Source organism: Fibrella aquatilis (assembly GCF_017353255.1).
Taxonomy (GTDB): domain Bacteria; phylum Bacteroidota; class Bacteroidia; order Cytophagales; family Spirosomataceae; genus Fibrella; species Fibrella aquatilis.
This window is the reverse complement of the sequence record NZ_JAFMYU010000033.1, coordinates 52,137-69,931: the sequence shown is the minus strand read 5'-3', so window position 1 is coordinate 69,931 and position 17,795 is coordinate 52,137. Positions and strand designations below refer to the sequence as shown.

Genomic DNA, 17,795 nt, shown 5'->3' with positions numbered 1-17,795 from the left:
AAACCCTAAAATCCCCCCATGCCCCTGCTACTCACCTTTGCCGGTATTCTGGCCTTGATTGTCCTCATTGCCTACATCCACCTCGACACGTTTATTTCGTTCATCATCGTTTCCATTGGCATTGGCCTGGCGGCGGGTATGGACGTAGGGGCGGTGGGTAAGTCTATCTCATCGGGTATTGGCGGCACCCTCGGCGATCTGGTGCTGATTATTGGTTTTGGGGCGATGCTGGGCAAAATCGTGGCCGAAAGTGGGGCCGCCCGCCGCATTACCGACGTGCTCATTGGGGTGTTTGGCATCAGGAACATCCGCTGGGGGCTGGCGCTGGCGGGGTTTATCATTGGCATTCCGCTGTTCTACAACGCCGGGTTCATCATCGTGGTGCCGCTTATTTTCACCATTGCGGCCTCCACGCGCCTGCCCATGCTCACGGTGGCGGTGCCTATGCTGGCGGCCCTGTCGGTGGCGCACGGGTACCTGCCGCCGCACCCCGCCCCCGCCGCGCTGGCAGCACAATTGGGGGCCAATATTGGCAAAACACTGCTCTACGGCATACTGGTGGCCATCCCGGCCATTGTGCTGGCTGGGCCTATTTTTGGAAAAACCCTAAGCCGCTTCACGCCCAAGCCCGACAATGAACTCTTCGACGCCAAAGACGCGCCGGTGAAGAATCTGCCGGGCGTGGGCATCAGTTTTTTGGTGGCGCTGATGCCCGTTTTTATGCTCACGGTGTTTGGTCCGTTGCGCGGCTGGCTGAAAGATCATGGCTACGCCCAAACGCTTTGGGGGAAGACGCTGACGCTCTTCGGCGAACCCTACGTGGGCATGCTGGTGTCGGTGCTGGTGGCCGTGTACGCGCTGGCGTTGCAGCGGGGCGAGACCATGAAAAGCGCCATGAAACTGCTGGAAGAGGCCATCAAAGCCGCCTCACCCATTTTGCTCACCATTGCCGGGGCGGGGGCGCTGAAGCAGATTTTCAATGATTCGGGCACGAGCGTCTACATTGGGCAGCAGCTGGCTGGGTTCAACCTGCCGCCGCTGGTGCTGGGCTGGGGCATTGCGGCGCTCATTCGGGTATGCGTGGGGTCGGCCACGATTGCGGGACTGACCACGGCGGGTATTATGGTGCCGCTGCTGCAAACGCAGGCCGCCGTCCGGCCCGAACTGATGGTGCTGGCCATTGGGGCGGGTAGCCTTATGCTCTCGCACATCAACGACGCTGGTTTCTGGCTCTTTAAAGAATATTTCAACCTGAGCATCAAAGACACCCTCCGCACCTGGAGCGTTATGGAAACCATTGTGGGGGTGGTGGGCTTGTTGGGTGTGCTGCTTTTGGATGTTATTTTGTAGCAAACCTGCCGAATCTGATGAAAAAAATTGCTTTTATCCTGCTGGCACTGCTGGCTGGAATTTACCTGACATTATACCGTAGTGATCTGACTGTGAGAGAGTTAGTAGAACGATATACCACGCCAAACTCGCGCCGCATTAAGGTAGATGGCCTCGACGTGAACTACCGGATGGAGGGTAGCCCAACCGATACCGTACCGTTGCTGTTGCTCCACGGCACCGGCGCGATGCTACAAACCTGGGATGGCTGGGTGGGTCGGTTGCAGGAAAAACGCCGCATTATCCGCCTCGATTTGCCCGGCTACGGCATCACCGGCCCAGCTCCCGGTAACCAGGCATCGGGCACGTATTACGCCGATTTTATCGTGCATTTTCTGACTAAAATCGGCGAGAAACGGTGCGACGTAGCGGGCAACTCGCTGGGGGGCAATATTGCCTGGCACATGGCCCTGCTACATCCTGAACACGTTCGCAAGTTGGTGCTGATTGACGCGGCGGGGTATCCGTTCACGTCTAAATCGGTGCCCATTGGGTTTAAGCTGGCGCGGGTGCCGGGGGTGGCCGGGCTGGTGGCCAAACTCACCCCCGATGCTCTGTTTCGGAGCAGCCTGGAGAACGTCTATTTCAACGATAGCCTCATCACCGACAAGCTCGTGCAGACCTACGCCGATCTGAATCGGCGTGAAGGCAACCGTCAGAATTTCGTGAAAAGAAAGCCTCAGCTAGACTCGCTTTGGCAGAAGATAGGCCAAATCAAGCAGCCCACGCTGATTATGTGGGGCCTCCACGACGACCTGATCCCCCCCGCCATCGCCGACCGGTTCCACCACGACCTGCCCAACGACACACTGATTGTGTACCCCAACGCCGGCCACGTGCCCATGGAAGAAATCCCCGCCCAAACTGCCAAAGACGCCGCGGCGTTTTTGAGTAAAGGGAGGTGATTTACGACTTACGATGTACGATTTACGATTGTTGCTGACGCGTCTATTTGATCTACAGAAAACAGACGCGTCAGCAACAATCGTAAATCGTACATCGTAAGTCGTAAATCATTTCACATGCGTCCTCTCTTCCTCCTGCTTCCCCTCCTGCTGGCCTTCACGGCCCCGACCAAACCTACCCGCATCATCTTCTTCGGCGACTCCATCACGCAGGCGGGTGTGCAGCCGGGCGGCTACATTACGCGCATCCAGGATATGCTGACCAAGCAGGGTAAAGCGGCTGATTATGAGTTGATTGGTAAGGGTATTGGCGGTAATAAAGTCTATGATCTGTACCTCCGCATGGACGACGACGTGCTGGCCCTGAAACCCGACGTTGTGGTGATTTACGTGGGCGTAAACGACGTCTGGCACAAGAGCACCTACGGCACCGGCACTGATCCCGATAAGTTTGTGAAGTTCTACGAGGCCATCATCCGCAAGATTCAGGCGGGGGGCAGCAAAGTGGTGCTCTGTACGCCCGCCGCCATTGGCGAAAAAACGGACTTTACCAATGCGCAAGACGGCGACCTGAATGCCTACAGCCAACTGATACGTGATCTTGCCGCCCGCCAAAACCTGCCTCTGGTAGACCTCCGTAAAGCGCTTCTGGACTACAACCTGAAAAACAACGCCGCCAACAAAGACCGGGGCACTCTCACCACCGACCGCGTTCACCTCAGCGACGCTGGTAATCAGTTCGTTGCCGATCAGATGTGGGCTGTTCTTAAATAGAGTTTATAGTTTTCTGTTCGCCGGTGTGGGCCAACTGAAAACTGTAAACACCTTCTATTGGGTTATCTTTACGTAAGAACCACCGACCAGCAAAAGCACTATGTCTGTTATTAAACTGCCCCTTCAATTTGTCGGCTCACTTGGTGAGCAGCAATTGTATACATTATTCGACAGTGGAGCTAATTTGTCGTGCATCAGTCCCGACTACGTTAAGCACGTTGAAAAGCCTGTGAGTTTGGGCCGGGTGCGGCGCGTAGCCACGGCGTCGGAGGGGTATTACATCGAGATTCATGAAGCTGTCAGGCTCGATTTCTACATCGACGATATTCTATTATCCGATGAATTTTTGGTCGTGCCGGGCCTTAGCGAAGAAGCCATCATTGGTGCCGCCACTATGCAGAAATGGCGTATCAAGCTCAATTTCGAGCATGATACTGTAGAGGTAGATCCTAAAGTGGCTAAGATGCAGCTCATATAAAGGGAGTTTACTGTTTGCCCGCAGCGGCGGACCGGTCTTCAGTTGCTTCGCGCAGTGGCGTATGGCTGCCGCGCGTCAGCAACCTTGAGCGCGGCAGCCATACGCCACTGCGCGAAGCCAACCACAAACTACAAACCACTAACTCCCTCTTTCCCTTGGATGCCTGGTCTTTTTTGCGGGAGCATACGGCCGCGCGGCTGGCGCAGGGCATCACGGGACATAGCCTCCCCACCCGCGCCCTGCTCGACTTTCAATTGGATCAGGCCCGCGCCCGCGATGCCGTGTACTCCACGCTCGCCTGGCCCGAACTGCTGGCCGGACTAATCGATCTGCTCCCCTCGACCGCGCCCATCCGATTACAGAGCCAAGCCCCCGACCGGCCTACTTATTTGAAACGGCCAGATCTGGGTAGGAAGATTAATGAGTTGTCTGTGAGGCAGTTAGCTGATATAGCTATCGTGCCAACTGACCTTAGCATCATCCTGGCCGATGGGCTGTCGGCTACGGCCATTAACCGGCACGCGCTGCCTCTGTTGGCCCTGTTGCTGCCCGAAGTTGCCCGGCTGGGATGGTCGCTGGCACCCGTTTGTGTGATGGAACAGGCCCGCGTGGCGGTTGGCGATGCTGTGGCCCATGCCCTGCAAGCGCGCATGACGGTGGTGCTCATTGGCGAACGCCCCGGCCTCACATCGCCCGACAGTTTGGGGGCTTATCTGACCTACAACCCCCGCCCCGGCCTCACCGACGAGTCGCGGAACTGCGTGTCGAACATCCGGCCTGAGGGGTTGCCGTATGCGTTTGCGGTTCAGAAACTGCTTTACCTGCTTACCGAGATGCACGTGCGGAAGCTATCGGGTGTGGGCTTAAAAGATGAACTGATCCTGGGTATTTCGCCGAACGATCCCCCAAATCGTGCCGTTGACTAACCATGCCCCTTTATATTACGTCGTTAAATTCGGGTAGCAACGCCAACTGCTATTACGTGGGCAATGCCCAGGAAGCCGTCCTGATTGATGCCGGTCTGTCGTGCCGCCAAACCGAGCAGCGCCTAAAGCGGCTGGGCCTGTCTCTGCAAACGGTGAAGGGCGTATTCATCTCGCACGAACACAGCGACCACATTAGCGGGCTGGAACAACTGGCCTGGAAACATCAACTGCCCGTGTATATCACGCCCGGCACGCTAAAGCACTCGCGCCTGCCGCAACAGTCTTTTCCCATCCACCACTGGCCCGCCGACAACACCATCTACATTGGCGACCTGACCATTACGGCCTTCCCCAAAGAACACGACGCCGCCGACCCACACAGCTTTCTGGTGCGCGACCAAACCACCTGCGTCGGCATCTTCACCGACATTGGCGTGGCCTGCGAGCAGGTCATTCACCACTTTAGTCAGTGCCACGCCGCCTTTCTGGAGGCTAATTATGATGAAGATTTGCTGGAAAATGGCCGTTACCCATACTTCCTGAAACAGCGTATTCGGGGTGGCCGGGGGCACCTGTCCAATCAGCAGGCGTTGGCCCTGTTCCGCGCCCACAAGCCCCCGTTCATGAGCCACGTGGTCATGTCGCACCTGTCGCAGTCGAACAACAGCCCGCAACTGGTGGCTGAACTATTCGCCCCGCACCTCGCCGGCACCGAGCTAATCATTGCCCCCCGCTTCGCCGAAACGGCTGTGCAGGTGGTGGGGGGTTAGAAGTTTGTAGTTTGTGGTTGCTTCGCTAGCTAGGCCCCTCGACTGCGCTCGGGGTGACAACGACCTTGACTCAACTCAAGAGAACTGTAATAGTGTCCTGTCACCCCGAGCGCAGTCGAGGGGCCCAGCGTCAGCTCACTACAGCGCGAAGCAACCACAAACTACAAACTTCTAACCCCTTCCACTACCTTGTTTTTCGTATCACAAACGGGGCGCAGATGTCGGGTTTGCAGGTGCAGTTGGCGGGTAGGAGAGTCAGCGTGAGGTCTTTGGTGCAGCCGTCTACGGTGAAAATACGGACGGTATACGGCTGACCGGCAGCGGTAACTGGGCTTTGTAAGGTGTTAACTAGTAAGCCATTAGGTGGCACAACAGGCAGTTTGACTGGGTCGTTGATAACAGTGGTGAAACTGCTGCCTTCCGAGATGGTGAAGCGCCAGGTAGGGTCGAAGGTGGTGAGCACCAACTGCCCGTCGGGGCGGGGCGTTGGACCGGCGCAGTTAGGCGCAATGGCCACGCCCGCCAGTGTCAGCGCGGCGCTTTGGGTGAGGGTGAATTGGACCACTTCGCGGCAATTGTTGGCGTCGGTCACAGTAAGCGAATAGATGCCGGCAGGCAGGTTGGACAAGTCCTGCGTGGTGGCCCCGTTACCCATTGGGCCAGTCCAGTTATAACCATACGGTTGAGCGGGTGCGCCGGGTGTGGCCCCTTCCACCGTTATGTCGATGCTGCCCGTGGCCGCGCCGTTGCAGATTACCGGGTTAACCACAGCGTTGATGCCAAACGGCGGTGGCTGCGACACCGAAACGGGCGTGGTGGCCGTGCAGCCGTTGGCGTCGGTCACGGTGAGCGAATAGGCTCCCGCCGTCAGGCTGACCACGGTGGCGTTAGTTGTTCCGTTAGACCACGAATAGCTATACGGCCCGGTGCCGCCCCGTACTTCGGTTGTCACGGTGGCGGGCTGACCGGTACACGATACCGACGTAGGCAGGGCCGATACCGTGAGCGGTTCGGGCTGGTCAATGACAAACCGGTCGATCAGCAAACAGCCGTTGCTATCGGTTACGGTGACGGAATAGGCACCCGTCTTCAGCCCGGCAACGGTTTGTGTAGCAGCCGAAAACGATGTTGTGGCGCTGGCCCAGACATAGGTGTAAGGGGCTGTGCCCGTAGCTGAGGTCCCGCCCGACACCGTGAGGCTAATGCTACCGTCGGCGCCACCTGCGCAGTTCACGTTAGTCTGCGCACTTAGCAGCGAAAGTGCCGTAGGCTGATTAACCGTTAGCGACAGCACCGCCGAACAGGCATTGGCATCAGTCACGGTTACGCTGTAAGTGCCTGATGATAAGTCTATTATGGCTGACATTGACGCGCCCGTTGACCAACTGTAGGTGTAAGGAAGCGTGCCGCCCGTAGCCAGTACAGAAGCCCCGCCGTCGGTGCCAGCGTAGCAGCGGACGGCCGTTGTTTCGCCCGTGAGTGAGAGGGCGGTGGGCTGGTTTACGGTAAATGATTCCGTCAGCGAACAGCCGTTGGCATCAGCAACCGTAGCGGAATACACCCCCGCCACCAGGCCCGTTACCACCGACGTTGACGCCCCGGTTGACCAGGAATAGCTATACGGCGTTGTGCCGCCCAAAACGGTCAGGCTCACTGCGCCACCATTACCTCCGTTGCAGCTAACCGGCCGAACAACAGCGGTTAAACTTAAGGCTGTAGGTTGACTGATCGTATATGAATCAACCCGTTGGCAGGCATTGGCATCTGTTAACGTTACCGAATAAACCCCTGCCGACAAGCCATTTAACGCTGATGTAAACACGCCGGTTGACCATGAATAACTATATGGTGCGGTGCCACCGGTAGCAGTCAGGCTCACGGCCCCATCGGTGCCGGAGAAACAACTGACCGCCGTAACCAGACTCGCTACGCTCAAGGCCGTGGGTTGGTTCACGGTGAACGATTGAATCACCGAACAGGCATTGCCATCGGTCACGGTTACGCCATAAACGCCTGTTGATAAACCCGTTATGCCCGACGTTGAAGTACCCGTTGACCATGAATAACTGTACGGTTGCGTGCCGCCGCTGGTGGTCAGGCTTACGGCTCCGTCTGTCCCAGCGAAGCAATTGACAGCGGTGGTGGTACCCGTTAGCGTCAGGCCTGTTGGCTCGCTGACAGAGTAGGATTGCAGCAAGGTGCAGCGATTAGCATCAGTAAGGGTAACACTATATAACCCTGCAGTGAGACCGGAAGCCACTGATGTTGAGGCTACTAACGCGCCGTTGGCGTTGCGCCAGATGTACTGGAACGGCGCTGCGCCACCCAGTGCGGTCAGGCTGATTATGCCGTCGGTGCCGCTGAAGCAGCGCACCGGCGTGACGCTTTCCACCAAACTCAGCGCGTCGGGTTGGCCAATGCCGATGGTTAAATCGACCTGGCAGTTGTTGGCGTCGTTGATGCGCAGGAGATAGGTTCCGGCCATCAGGTTGGTTTGCGTGGGCGTGGCGGGCAGCGGCGTACCTCCGTTAATCGTCCAGGCAAAGGCATAGGGCGGTGTACCTCCCGACAGGGTGGTGCTGATGGCCCCGGTGCTGTTGCCGAAACAATCGACGTGGGTCAGGCTGGTGAGGGCGGCCAGACGAGTGGGTTCGGTGAGGGTAACGGAGGTTACCTCGCGGCAGGTCTGGCTGTCGGTCGTAATGAGCGAATATACCCCAGCCATGGCGTTGTCGAGCACATTGGTGGTGCCCACTACCGCGCCGCCGTTGGCAATCCAGGTATAGCTGTAGGGGCCGGTTCCGCCCGATACGGTGGCCTCGGCGCGGCCTGTGCGGTCACCTTCGCAGCGGTTGTTTTGGGTAGCAATAGTCACCGTCAGGCGCAGGGGTTCTGTCACCGTGACGGACGTAGCCAGCGAACAGCCGTTGCCGTCGGTGCCCGTTACGGAGTAAACACCTGCTACCAGGCTCGTCTGGGCGGCGGTGGTAATGGCATTCGACCACACAAAACTGTAGGCCGGGGTGCCGCCCGTGGCCGTTACGCTCACGGTACCGTCGGCGGCTCCGGCGCAGGTGGCCGCCGTAGCCAGGGCATTTATGGACAGTGCCGATGGCTGCGTAACGGTCTCACTCCGCACGTCGCTACATCCCTGCGCGTCGGTTACGGTAACGGAATATACCCCCGCCTGTAGAGACGCAAGATTTTGCGTCTCTACTCCAGGTACGATCCATGCGTAGGTGTAGGGTTGCGTGCCGCCCGTGACCACCGCCGTAAGCGACCCGTCGTTGCCGCCAAAGCAGCTCACCGCCGCCGACCCTAGCGACAGGCGCAATAAATCGGGTTGATTGATGGTACGCGAGAGGCCCGTTTTGCAGCCGTTGGCATCGCTGATGCTGACGAGGTAACTGCCCGCCGTGAGGCTGCTGCGGTCCGAAACGGTGGGCCCGTCGGCCCAGGTGTAGCTGTAGGGGCCAATGCCGCCCGCCACTGTGAGGCTAATAGTGCCGTTGGCGGCGGCGAAACAACCCGCATCGGTGCTGCTGGCTGTAGCCGACAGGGCCGTGGGTTGGGTTAACGTAAATGACTGACTGGTAGTACATTGATTAGCGTCGGTGGCCGTTACGGCATACGTCCCGGCAATCAGCCCCGTGCGATTGGGCGTCTGCGAACCGTCGGCCCAACCATACGCATAGGGCGATGAACCCACCGCCGGAGCACCGCCTGTGGCCGAGACGCTGATTGCCCCATTGGCCCCGCCAAAGCAGGCGATGGTTTGGGCCGTGGTCACGAGCGTGAGCACAGGCGGTTGCGTAAGCGTGAACGACTGGAACACCTGACAGCCGTTGCCGTCGGTAACGGTAGCCGAATACACCCCGGCACCCAACCCCGACTGTGTGGCCGACGTGCTGGCCGAATGGCTCCAGGCGTAGCTGTAGGGGAGGGAGCCACCCGTGGCTTCGAGCGAAATTTTTCCGTTCAAGCCGTTGAAACACAGAATATTTTCGGTGGTACCCGCTACGCTAAGGCTGCTGGGTTGCCCCACCGTGGCCGTGGCCGAGGCCGTGCAACCGTTGCCGTCGGTGGCCGTCACGGCATAGCTGCCCGTAGGTACGGCGGAAAGCGTTTGCGTTTGGGCACCGGTGCTCCATACATAGGTATAGGCCCCCCCCGAACCCGGCGTACCTCCCGTGGCCGTGGCCGATACCTGTCCGTCGGTGGCACCGTTGCAGCGGGCGGGTAAGGTAGACAAAGACAGGGCTACCGGCGTGGGTTGGCTCAGTGTCTGGGTCAGGTTAAAGCGGCAGCCGTTGGCGTCGGTCACGTTGACGGTGTATGTGCCAATGGCCAAATTGGTGCGGCCTGGTGTGTTTATGGGGGCGTCGGTCCAGGTGTAGCTGTAAGGGCCTGTCCCGTCCAAAATAGTGGTGCTGATGGTTCCGGTAAGGCCGCCAAAACAGCCCGGATCAACACCCGCTATTTGGCCGGTTAGCGCGGCGGGTTGCGTGAGTGTCAGGCTGTTTTGCGCCGCACAACCGTTGGCATCAGTGGCGGTTACGGAATAGGCACCGGCTGGTAATGCGTTGATTGTCAGTGCGATATCTCCTGTATTCCAGTGGTATGTGTATGGCCCAACCCCGCCCGACGCCGTCAGGCTAGCCGTACCGTCGGTGCCACCGAAGCAGGCAATGTTGGTGCCCGAAACCACCACGGGAACAGCCGTGGGCTGGGTCAGCGTGAACGTCTGGACGTTGCTGCAACCGTTGGCATCGGCCACGGTGACGGAATAAATTCCCGCCGCCAGGCTCGATATGTCTTGCGACGTGGCGCCCGGTCCGCCGTTGCCGTTTGACCAGGTGTAGCTATAGGGCGACGTGCCGCCCGCCAGGGTCAGATTGATGGCCCCGTTGGTGCCGCTGAAGCACAGTATGTTTGTCGGAATGCCCGATACCGAGAGGGCTGTGGGCTGGGTAACGGTTGTCTGCTTGGTGACGGTACAGGCATTGCCATCAGTTACGGTAAGGGTGTAAGTGCCGGTGGGAATGGCCGTCAAATTTTGGCTTGTGGCTCCAGTGTTCCAGGCAAAACTGTAGGCAGGCGTACCGCCCTGAATGCTCGTGGTAATGCCGCCGGTGCTACTGCCAAAACAAGCCGCTGGCATGGGCGTGAGTGCGAGTTGCAGGGCCGTAGGCTGGCTCAGCGTGGCCCCATTGCTTGTCTGGCAACCGTTGCCGTCGGTGATGAGCACGAGGTAGCTGCCCGCCGCCAGTCCGGTGCGGTTTGGGCTTGTTACACCATCGGCCCAGGTGTAGGAGTAGGGGAGTGTACCGCCCGCCACGGTCAGGTTGATGCTACCCGTGGTGCTGCCAAAACAGGCAATGCTTTGGCTCGAAATGGTTGAGGTAAGCGGGGTAGGCTCGCTAATGGTAAATGACTGACCAGCAGCACATTGGTTTGCATCTGTTACCGTGACAGAATAAACCCCTGCCACTAGGCTGGTGCGGTTTTGGCTCGTGGTACCATCGCTCCAGCGGTAGGCTCGTGTGCCCGTCCCGCCCGAAACGGTCAGGCTGATTTGCCCCGTCGCCCGACCAAAACACGCCACCGGCACCGTGGCACCGGTCAGGGTCAGAAGGTCGGGTTCGGTTAGCGTAACGGACTTCACCAGCGAACAGCCGTTGGCGTCGGCGATGGTAACGGAATATGGCCCGGCCTGTAGAGACGCAAGATTTTGCGTCGTTAAATTGTTGCTCCAGTTGAAGACATACGGCGATATACCACCCGCAGGGAGTAGGTCTATCTGGCCTGTGGCGTTGCCCTGGCAGGTGAGGTTTTCGGTCAATAGCTGCGCCGAGAGGGCCGTGGGTTGGCTGATCACAAACCGGATTTCGTCGGAACAGCCGTGGCCGTCTGTCACCGTGACGCTGTATGTACCCGCCACCAAACTTGAAACGGTCTGCGTAATCGCGCCGTTGCTCGTGGGTCCGGCCCAGATATACGTGTAGGGGAGGGTGCCGCCCGCTGGCGTAACCGTGGCCTGTCCGTTGGTAACGCCGAAGCAGGCAACGTTCGTAAAACTGCCTCCCAGGCTCAGCAGGGGCGGTTGGGTGAGGCTAACGGCGGTCGTGACGGTACAGGCATTAGCATCAGTTACCACCACCGAAAAGCTGCCCGCCGGTAGTCCGGGGCGGTTGTCGGTGGTGCCACCGTCGCTCCAGGCGTAGGCAAATGGCTGCCGACCACCCGTGGCTGTGAGGCTGATGGCCCCGTCGAGGTTACCGTAGCAGCTGATGTGGGTCAGGGCCGTGCTGAGGGTAATCACGGGCGGTTCCTGCACCGTAATGGCCACCGTCTGAATGCAATTGAAGACATCGACTATGGTGGCTGAATACACCCCCGCCGAAAGGCCCGAGACCACTGACGTGTTGCTCACCGTTGCGTTGGCTGGGTTTTTTATCGTAAATGCATAGGGCGGCGTGGCCCCCTCCACGTTCAGGACAATTTTACCGGTACTGCCCGCATTACAGGCCACCGGCGTGACCACGGCAGCAATGCCAAACGGGGGTGGTTCTTTGATCGTGGCCGACGTAGTGGCCGTGCAGCCGTTGCCATCCGTTACGGTCAGCGAATAGGTAATGCCATTGATTGCCTCGCCGGGCAGGTTGCGCACTGAGGCCGTAGTGGCCCCGTTGCTCCACAAGTAGCTGTAGGGCTGTGTGCCGCCGCGGGTGTCGGTCACGATGCTGGCCGTTTGCCCGTTACACAGCACGTCCGATGGGTCGGGTTGCACCGTCAGCGGGCGGGGCTGGATGATGGGCACGGCGTAGTTGAACGAACAGCCGTTGGCGTCGGTGATGGTGACGACGTAGGTGTTGGAACTTAGACCCGAAATGTCCTGGGTAACAGCGCCGGTACTCCATAGGTAGGTGTAGGGCAAAACGCCGCCGCTGGGGGTTAAGTCGATGCGGCCGTTGGCCCCGCCGTTGCAGCTGACGTTGGTGAAACTGGCCGTGGCGGCAATACCCGTGGGCTGCGTCAGCGACCGGCTCAGCGTAATTGAACAGGCGTTGGCATCGGTCACGGTGAGTGAATAAGTGCCTGAAGATAAGCCAATTATGTCTTCGGTGGTGCTGCCATCTGACCAGCTAAACCGATACGGCACAATGCCTCCCGACGGTGTGGTGTTGATGGACCCCGTCTGTCCGCCCGCGCAGGCAATGTTCGTCACTCCCGCCGCTAACGACAGCGCCGACGGCTGCAAAACCGTAGCTGACACAATGCTGCGACAGCCGTTGCCGTCCGTGACCGACACCGAATATATCCCCGCCGATAATCCGCTCAGGGCCGAACTGCTGGCCGCATTACTCCATAAATAGCTATACGACTGGGACGCCAGCCCGGCCGTTCCCCCCTGCACCGTCAGACCGATTTGCCCGTTGCTGCCACCAAAGCACGATACCGGGCGCGGGCTGGGCGTAAGCGTCAGCGACGAAGGTTCCTGAATAGTGGCTTGGGTGGTGGCGGTGCAGCCGTTGGCATCTGTTACGGTGACGGAGTAAATGCCCGCAACAATACCGGTCAGGTCTTGCGTGGTGCTTCCACTCGTCCATTTGTAGGACAAGGCACCCGTACCACCCGTGGGCGTCAGGTCAATGCTGCCCGTGGCGGCTCCGTTACAGGCCGCGTTTTGGATCGAAATGGCCAGTGAGAGAGCGGGTGGGTTGGTTAGGGTGGCGGTGGCGATGCGGCTGCAACCCTGCGCGTCGGTGACGGTCACGGTGTAGGTGCCCGCCAGCACGCTTGTCAGGTTTTGAGTCGTGGCTCCGTTGCTCCACAAATAGGTATACGGCTGAGACGCCAGCCCGGCCGTGCCCCCCGTAGGCAGGCTGTTGACCGACCCCGTGTTGGCCCCAAAACAAGCCGGGTTTTGGACTGTGGTGGTCACGCTTAGGGCGGGCGGGTTAGTCAGGGTCAGGCTGCGCACCAGCGTGCAGCTTTGCGCGTCGGTGAGGGTAACGGAGTAGACACCCGCTAGCAGGTTCGTGAGGGTTGGCGAGATGGCCCCGTTGCCCGATGGGCCTGACCAGCGATATGAATAAGTGCTGGTGCCGCCCGTGGCCGTGGTCGAAATAGCTCCCGTAGCCGTGCCGAAACAGGCTGGATTTTGGGCCGTAGTAGCCAGGCTAAGCGCCGTAGGCTGCGTAAGCGTATAGGAAGCCGTGGCCTTACAGCCGTTACCATCCGTTACCGTGACAGAATAGGTCCCCGCTGGTAGAGACGCAAGGGATTGCGTCTGCGCACCCGTATTCCAAACATACGTGTAAGTATTTGATCCAGAAGGTGTTCCACCCGCCATCGTGAGGTCTATACTGCCGTTGCTGCCCCCCGCGCAGCCGGGATTCTGAGTGCTGGCCGACAGCGAAATGGCCGTGGGTTGGGTGAGCAAAATAGCCGCTGTAGCCGTGCAATTATTGGCATCGGTGAGAGTGACGGAATAGGTTCCTGCCGTTAATCCGGTCAGGTTCTGTGTGGTTGCGTTGTTGCTGGTTGGTCCGGCCCAGCGATACGTAAACGTGCCCGTCCCGCCCACGGGAGCCAGGTTTGCCGTGCCGGTATTTCCCCCGAAACAGGTTATGTTTTGGCCAGTCAAGTTCGGAACAATGGGCGCGGGCTGGGTGACGGTAAACGACTGGCTGGCCACGCAAGTATTGGCGTCGGTGACGGTCACGGTGTATTTGCCCGCCACCAAGTTGCTCAGGTTTTGCGTGGTGGCCCCGCTGCTGACCGGACCCGTCCAGGCGTAGCGGAAGGGGGCCGTGCCGCCCGCGACGGTCAGGTTGATACCGCCCGAATTGCTGCCGTTGCAGGCCACATTCTGCACCACGCCCGATACGCTCAGGGCGGTGGCCTGGGTGATGGTAAACGCCTGAACCTGAGTGCAGTTGTTGGCATCGGCCACTGTTACCGAATAGACCCCGGCGGTCAGGCCGTTGAGGTTGCTGGCCGTGCTGCCATTGCCCACGGGGCCGTTCCACAAGTACCGATACGAACCCGTGCCGCCCGAAACGGCCAAACTAATGCTGCCCGTGTTGCCCCCGAAACAACCCACGTTTTGCTGCGTGGGGGTCAGGCTTAAGGCCGTAGGCTGCGTGAGCGTGAGCGACGTTAAGGCCGTGCAACTGTTGCCGTCAGTGACGGTAACGGCATACACGCCAGCGGCTTGACCCGTTAAATCTTCGGTTGTTGCGCCACCAGTCCAGCGGTAGGTATACGACAGTGTGCCACCCGAAACGGTGAGATCGATGCTGCCGTTGCTGCTGCCGAAACAGGTGGGGTTGCTGCGGGTGGTGCCCAGCGACAGCGCCGGGGGTTGTTGCAACGTTACCTGGCTGGTGGCGGTGCAATTGTTGGCATCCGTTACGGTGACAGAATAAGTCCCTGCCGGTAGAGACGCAAGGGATTGCGTCTGTGCGCCTGTGTTCCAGCGGTAGGTAAACACGCCCGTGCCGCCGGTGGGCGTCAGGCTTACGGCCCCCGTGGTTCCACCAAAACAGGCCACGTTTTGCCCAGAAATGGCCAATGCAATGGCTGGAGCCTGATTGATCACCACTGGTAGGTTACTGACGCAGCCATTTTTGTCTGTCACTACCACTGTATAGGACCCCGCCGCCACGCCCGTGAGGTCTTCGGTGGTGGCAATGCCCACGGTACTGGTCGAATTCCAAACATAACCGTAAGGTGCCGTGCCGCCCGTAACGGTGAGGTCAGCGGCCCCGGTGGTGCGGCCATTACAACCCACGTTCATCACCGTAGCCGCGAGCGAAAGGGCCGTGGGTTGGCCCACGGTGGTGGTGCCTACGGTGCTACAGCCGCCCCGGTCCGTCACCGTGACAGAATATACCCCCGCTGCCACGTTGGTGAGGTCTTCGGTGGTGGCGCTCTGGTTCCATTTGTAGGTGTAGGGCGTGGTGCCGCTGCCCGCCGTGAGGTCCACGCGGCCCGTACTTCCCCCAAAACAGAGCGCGTTTTGCACCGATAGCGACAGCACCGGCGCGGGCAGAATCGTTACCGTTTGCGTGACCGTGGCCGTACAGCCGTTGGCGCTCGTGACGGTGGCTTTTAGTGTGCCTGTACCCGCCGATGGCCCCCAAAGCACCGTGGCTGTTTGGCTGTTGGGCGTACCCCCCGACACGATGGTGCCGTTGGTGACAGACCAGGCATAGGTGCCCGCCGTGGCTGAGAGCGTATACGGCACCGACGTGCCCGTGCAGTAGGATAAACTACCCGCCGAACTGCCCGTGAACTTCAGCGTCGGGGTGTCAGGATTTAGGACAATGGAGGTGGTGTCGATACAGTTTTTACCGTCCTGTACACTAATCAGGTACCGTCCGGGCAGGGTGGCCTGAATTACCTGCGTGGTCAGCACCTGTTTGTCGGGCGTGATCCACTGGTATTGGAATGTGCTAACTGAACTGGTCGGAATGATGGTCAGCGAGGTTGCGCCGGTGGGCTGACAGATAAACGGATTATTTGGTATGACGTTGACGATCAGATCGTTATTCTTATTGACGTATTCCAGGCAAACCTGTCCTTCGCGCCCCAGTTCGTTCTGCACAATCACCCGGATTGTGTCGCGGGCGCAGATGGGGGCCGTCGTACTCATGGTGTAGGTAATGCACTGCACATTGTTGAACGTGGCCGACTGCGTGTATTTGCCCGGAATAATGCTTTTGATGGTGTTGGTGGTGCCGCAACTGGTGAGCGTGAGGCAGTAGTTGACCGGGCTGCCCACCGTGACCTCGGCCACGGTGTAGAAGTCGTCGGGCTGGCTGGTGTTGGGGTTGATCACGTCTACCCGCGCTTCGTAGTTCGAGTAGTAGCCGTAGTTGCCCGTGGCCGCGCCGCCCGTGTTGGAGACTACACCCACGTGAAACCGCTCGGTAGACGTGAGCGTGTTCACATTACCCGCCGCCGCGATGCTGCCGTTGGGAAAGCTGATGATGCTGTGGGGTACGCCGTTGATCGTGATCTGGTCAATGACGGTGCCGTAGACCGAAAACGGCTGCCCACGAAACGTGAGGCTGGGCGTCCCCGAAGAGGGAATCGTAACGATGGCCTGGTCGTTGGAACTGCCCGACGTGCGGTAGAATTCAATGCGCTTACTGCCGTTGCAGGGGTTTATGGTGGGCAGCAGGCCCATGCCAAACTCGTTGGCGGCGTAGGACGAGACGTGGTAGGCATAAGCTTTGCGGCTCGTTTTAATATAGAAAGCCCGGTTTTGTGCGCTGTTGGGCAGGTTGTAGGTGAATACCTGCCCCGCCTGCAATACCGTCGTCGACAGTACCGACGAGGTGCCCGCCGTGGTGGTTGGCCCCGAAATGGTGACGGTGGTGTTGTTTTCAATGGCCTCCACAAACACGTAGTCCGAGTTGGCGGTGGTGTTCAGACTGTGCACGGCCACGTAGTCGGTGCCCACCGTGCGGGCGGGTACCAACTGATCCATGCCGGCGTCGCGGTTGCCGCTGTAGGGCTGCACCGTATGCTGCGACCCCGAATTAACCACAATCGGGTGGTCGGGGTCGGAGGTGATGAGCGTGCCGGCCATCGACTTGTTTTCGGTGCTGGCCCCGTTGTTGATCACTTTAGACGTGACCATGTAGGTCTGCCCGGCGTTGAGCGTTACCGAAAAAGGCACGTTGGCGGGGCGTCCTTCCAGGTCAATGGGGCTGTTGAACGTGACCACCGTGCCGTCGAGGGTGGCCATAACCGAGGCGAAATGGCGTTCGCTGGCCACGTTATTACCCCCCAGCCGGGTTTGGCTACCGGCATAAAACGCGTAGCCCAGTGCAGCGCGGCACTTAAGCGGAATAATGTCCTGGTTGTTGCCCGCCGTTTGCCGGTAGGTCACCTGCACGGGGTCGCCGGAGGTGATAATCAAGCCTTTGTCTGTTTGCTTAGTGTTAGGTTGATCAGACATCACCACCGACAGGGGCAGCGACACGATGGTGGACCCCGACGAGGTAACGGCTACGGTTTTGGTGTAGGAGCCGTCGGCGCTGCGGATGGTGACGGTGGTAAACGGCGCACTCGTCGACAGCACCAGGTCCTGCGACCCGTAGACCAGACTACCCGTTGAATTAGGAATACCCCAGATGGGGGGCATGTAGCAGGTGTTAGGCTGTACGCAACTCTGAAAACGAACACATTCGGGGCAGTCAGGATCCTGACAGTCAACGAGTTTGTCGCCGTCGTCGTCAATGCCGTTGTTGCATATTTCGACGGCCTGCGCCTGCATGCTCTGAGGGATAAACACCCCAACAGCGGCACCTAAACCCAACCATACCTGTAGGAATAGGTAAAACAACCGATTGTGAAGGGGGCGAAATAGCATTGGTCAGCGTAGGGTATTCGCCCAAAATCAACCAACATTCATGCCAGATCGGCATTAGTTTACTAAGTTACAAGACTAATAACATGTGCTGACTTACAGCTAGTTATTCGTTCACCTCTGCCATAGATCAACTAGCACACCTGAGCAATTAGGGTACTTAAG

7 protein-coding genes are annotated in these 17,795 nt (G+C 59.2%); 6 read left to right on the top strand and 1 reads right to left on the bottom strand.

What is annotated here, in order from left to right; genetic code table 11:
* Positions 1-18: 18 nt before the first annotated feature.
* From J2I48_RS26430 to J2I48_RS26405, 6 genes are all read left to right on the top strand, one after another.
* The gene (locus J2I48_RS26430) at positions 19-1,350 is read left to right on the top strand and encodes a gluconate:H+ symporter (RefSeq protein WP_207338539.1); all 1,332 of its coding nucleotides are present in this window, start codon (positions 19-21) and stop codon (positions 1,348-1,350) included.
* Positions 1,351-1,367: 17 nt separating this feature from the next.
* A complete protein-coding gene (locus tag J2I48_RS26425) occupies positions 1,368-2,294 on the top strand; it encodes an alpha/beta fold hydrolase (RefSeq protein ID WP_207338538.1) in 927 nt (308 codons plus the stop codon).
* Positions 2,295-2,411: 117 nt separating this feature from the next.
* Complete coding sequence (locus J2I48_RS26420; protein WP_207338537.1) at positions 2,412-3,068, top strand: SGNH/GDSL hydrolase family protein; 657 nt, start codon at positions 2,412-2,414, stop codon at positions 3,066-3,068.
* A gap of 100 nt (positions 3,069-3,168) precedes the next feature.
* Positions 3,169-3,546, top strand: coding sequence for a retropepsin-like aspartic protease (locus J2I48_RS26415; RefSeq protein ID WP_207338536.1), 378 nt, complete (start codon positions 3,169-3,171; stop codon positions 3,544-3,546).
* A gap of 14 nt (positions 3,547-3,560) precedes the next feature.
* The gene (eutC, locus tag J2I48_RS26410) at positions 3,561-4,472 is read left to right on the top strand and encodes an ethanolamine ammonia-lyase subunit EutC (protein WP_229376813.1); all 912 of its coding nucleotides are present in this window, start codon (positions 3,561-3,563) and stop codon (positions 4,470-4,472) included.
* 2 nt (positions 4,473-4,474) lie between these two features.
* Positions 4,475-5,242 (top strand): MBL fold metallo-hydrolase, encoded by a 768-nt coding sequence (locus J2I48_RS26405; RefSeq protein ID WP_207338535.1) that lies wholly within the window; start codon positions 4,475-4,477, stop codon positions 5,240-5,242.
* A 184-nt stretch (positions 5,243-5,426) separates the two neighbouring features.
* Here J2I48_RS26405 and J2I48_RS26400 read toward each other — a convergent pair whose 3' ends face one another.
* Positions 5,427-17,633, bottom strand: a complete 12,207-nt coding sequence (locus J2I48_RS26400) for a CVP-CTERM putative protein-anchoring domain-containing protein (RefSeq protein WP_207338534.1) — start codon at positions 17,631-17,633, stop codon at positions 5,427-5,429.
* Positions 17,634-17,795 lie beyond the last annotated feature (162 nt).

What these genes read in the sequence shown, in the direction of transcription:
- J2I48_RS26425 (WP_207338538.1), top strand. Translation starts at nt 1,368, where the DNA reads ATGAAAAAAATTGCTTTTATCCTGCTGGCACTGCTGGCTGGAATTTAC.
- J2I48_RS26405 (WP_207338535.1), top strand. Translation starts at nt 4,475, where the DNA reads ATGCCCCTTTATATTACGTCGTTAAATTCGGGTAGCAACGCCAACTGC.
- J2I48_RS26415 (WP_207338536.1), top strand. Translation starts at nt 3,169, where the DNA reads ATGTCTGTTATTAAACTGCCCCTTCAATTTGTCGGCTCACTTGGTGAG.
- J2I48_RS26420 (WP_207338537.1), top strand. Translation starts at nt 2,412, where the DNA reads ATGCGTCCTCTCTTCCTCCTGCTTCCCCTCCTGCTGGCCTTCACGGCC.
- J2I48_RS26430 (WP_207338539.1), top strand. Translation starts at nt 19, where the DNA reads ATGCCCCTGCTACTCACCTTTGCCGGTATTCTGGCCTTGATTGTCCTC.
- J2I48_RS26400 (WP_207338534.1), bottom strand. Translation starts at nt 17,633, where the DNA reads ATGCTATTTCGCCCCCTTCACAATCGGTTGTTTTACCTATTCCTACAG.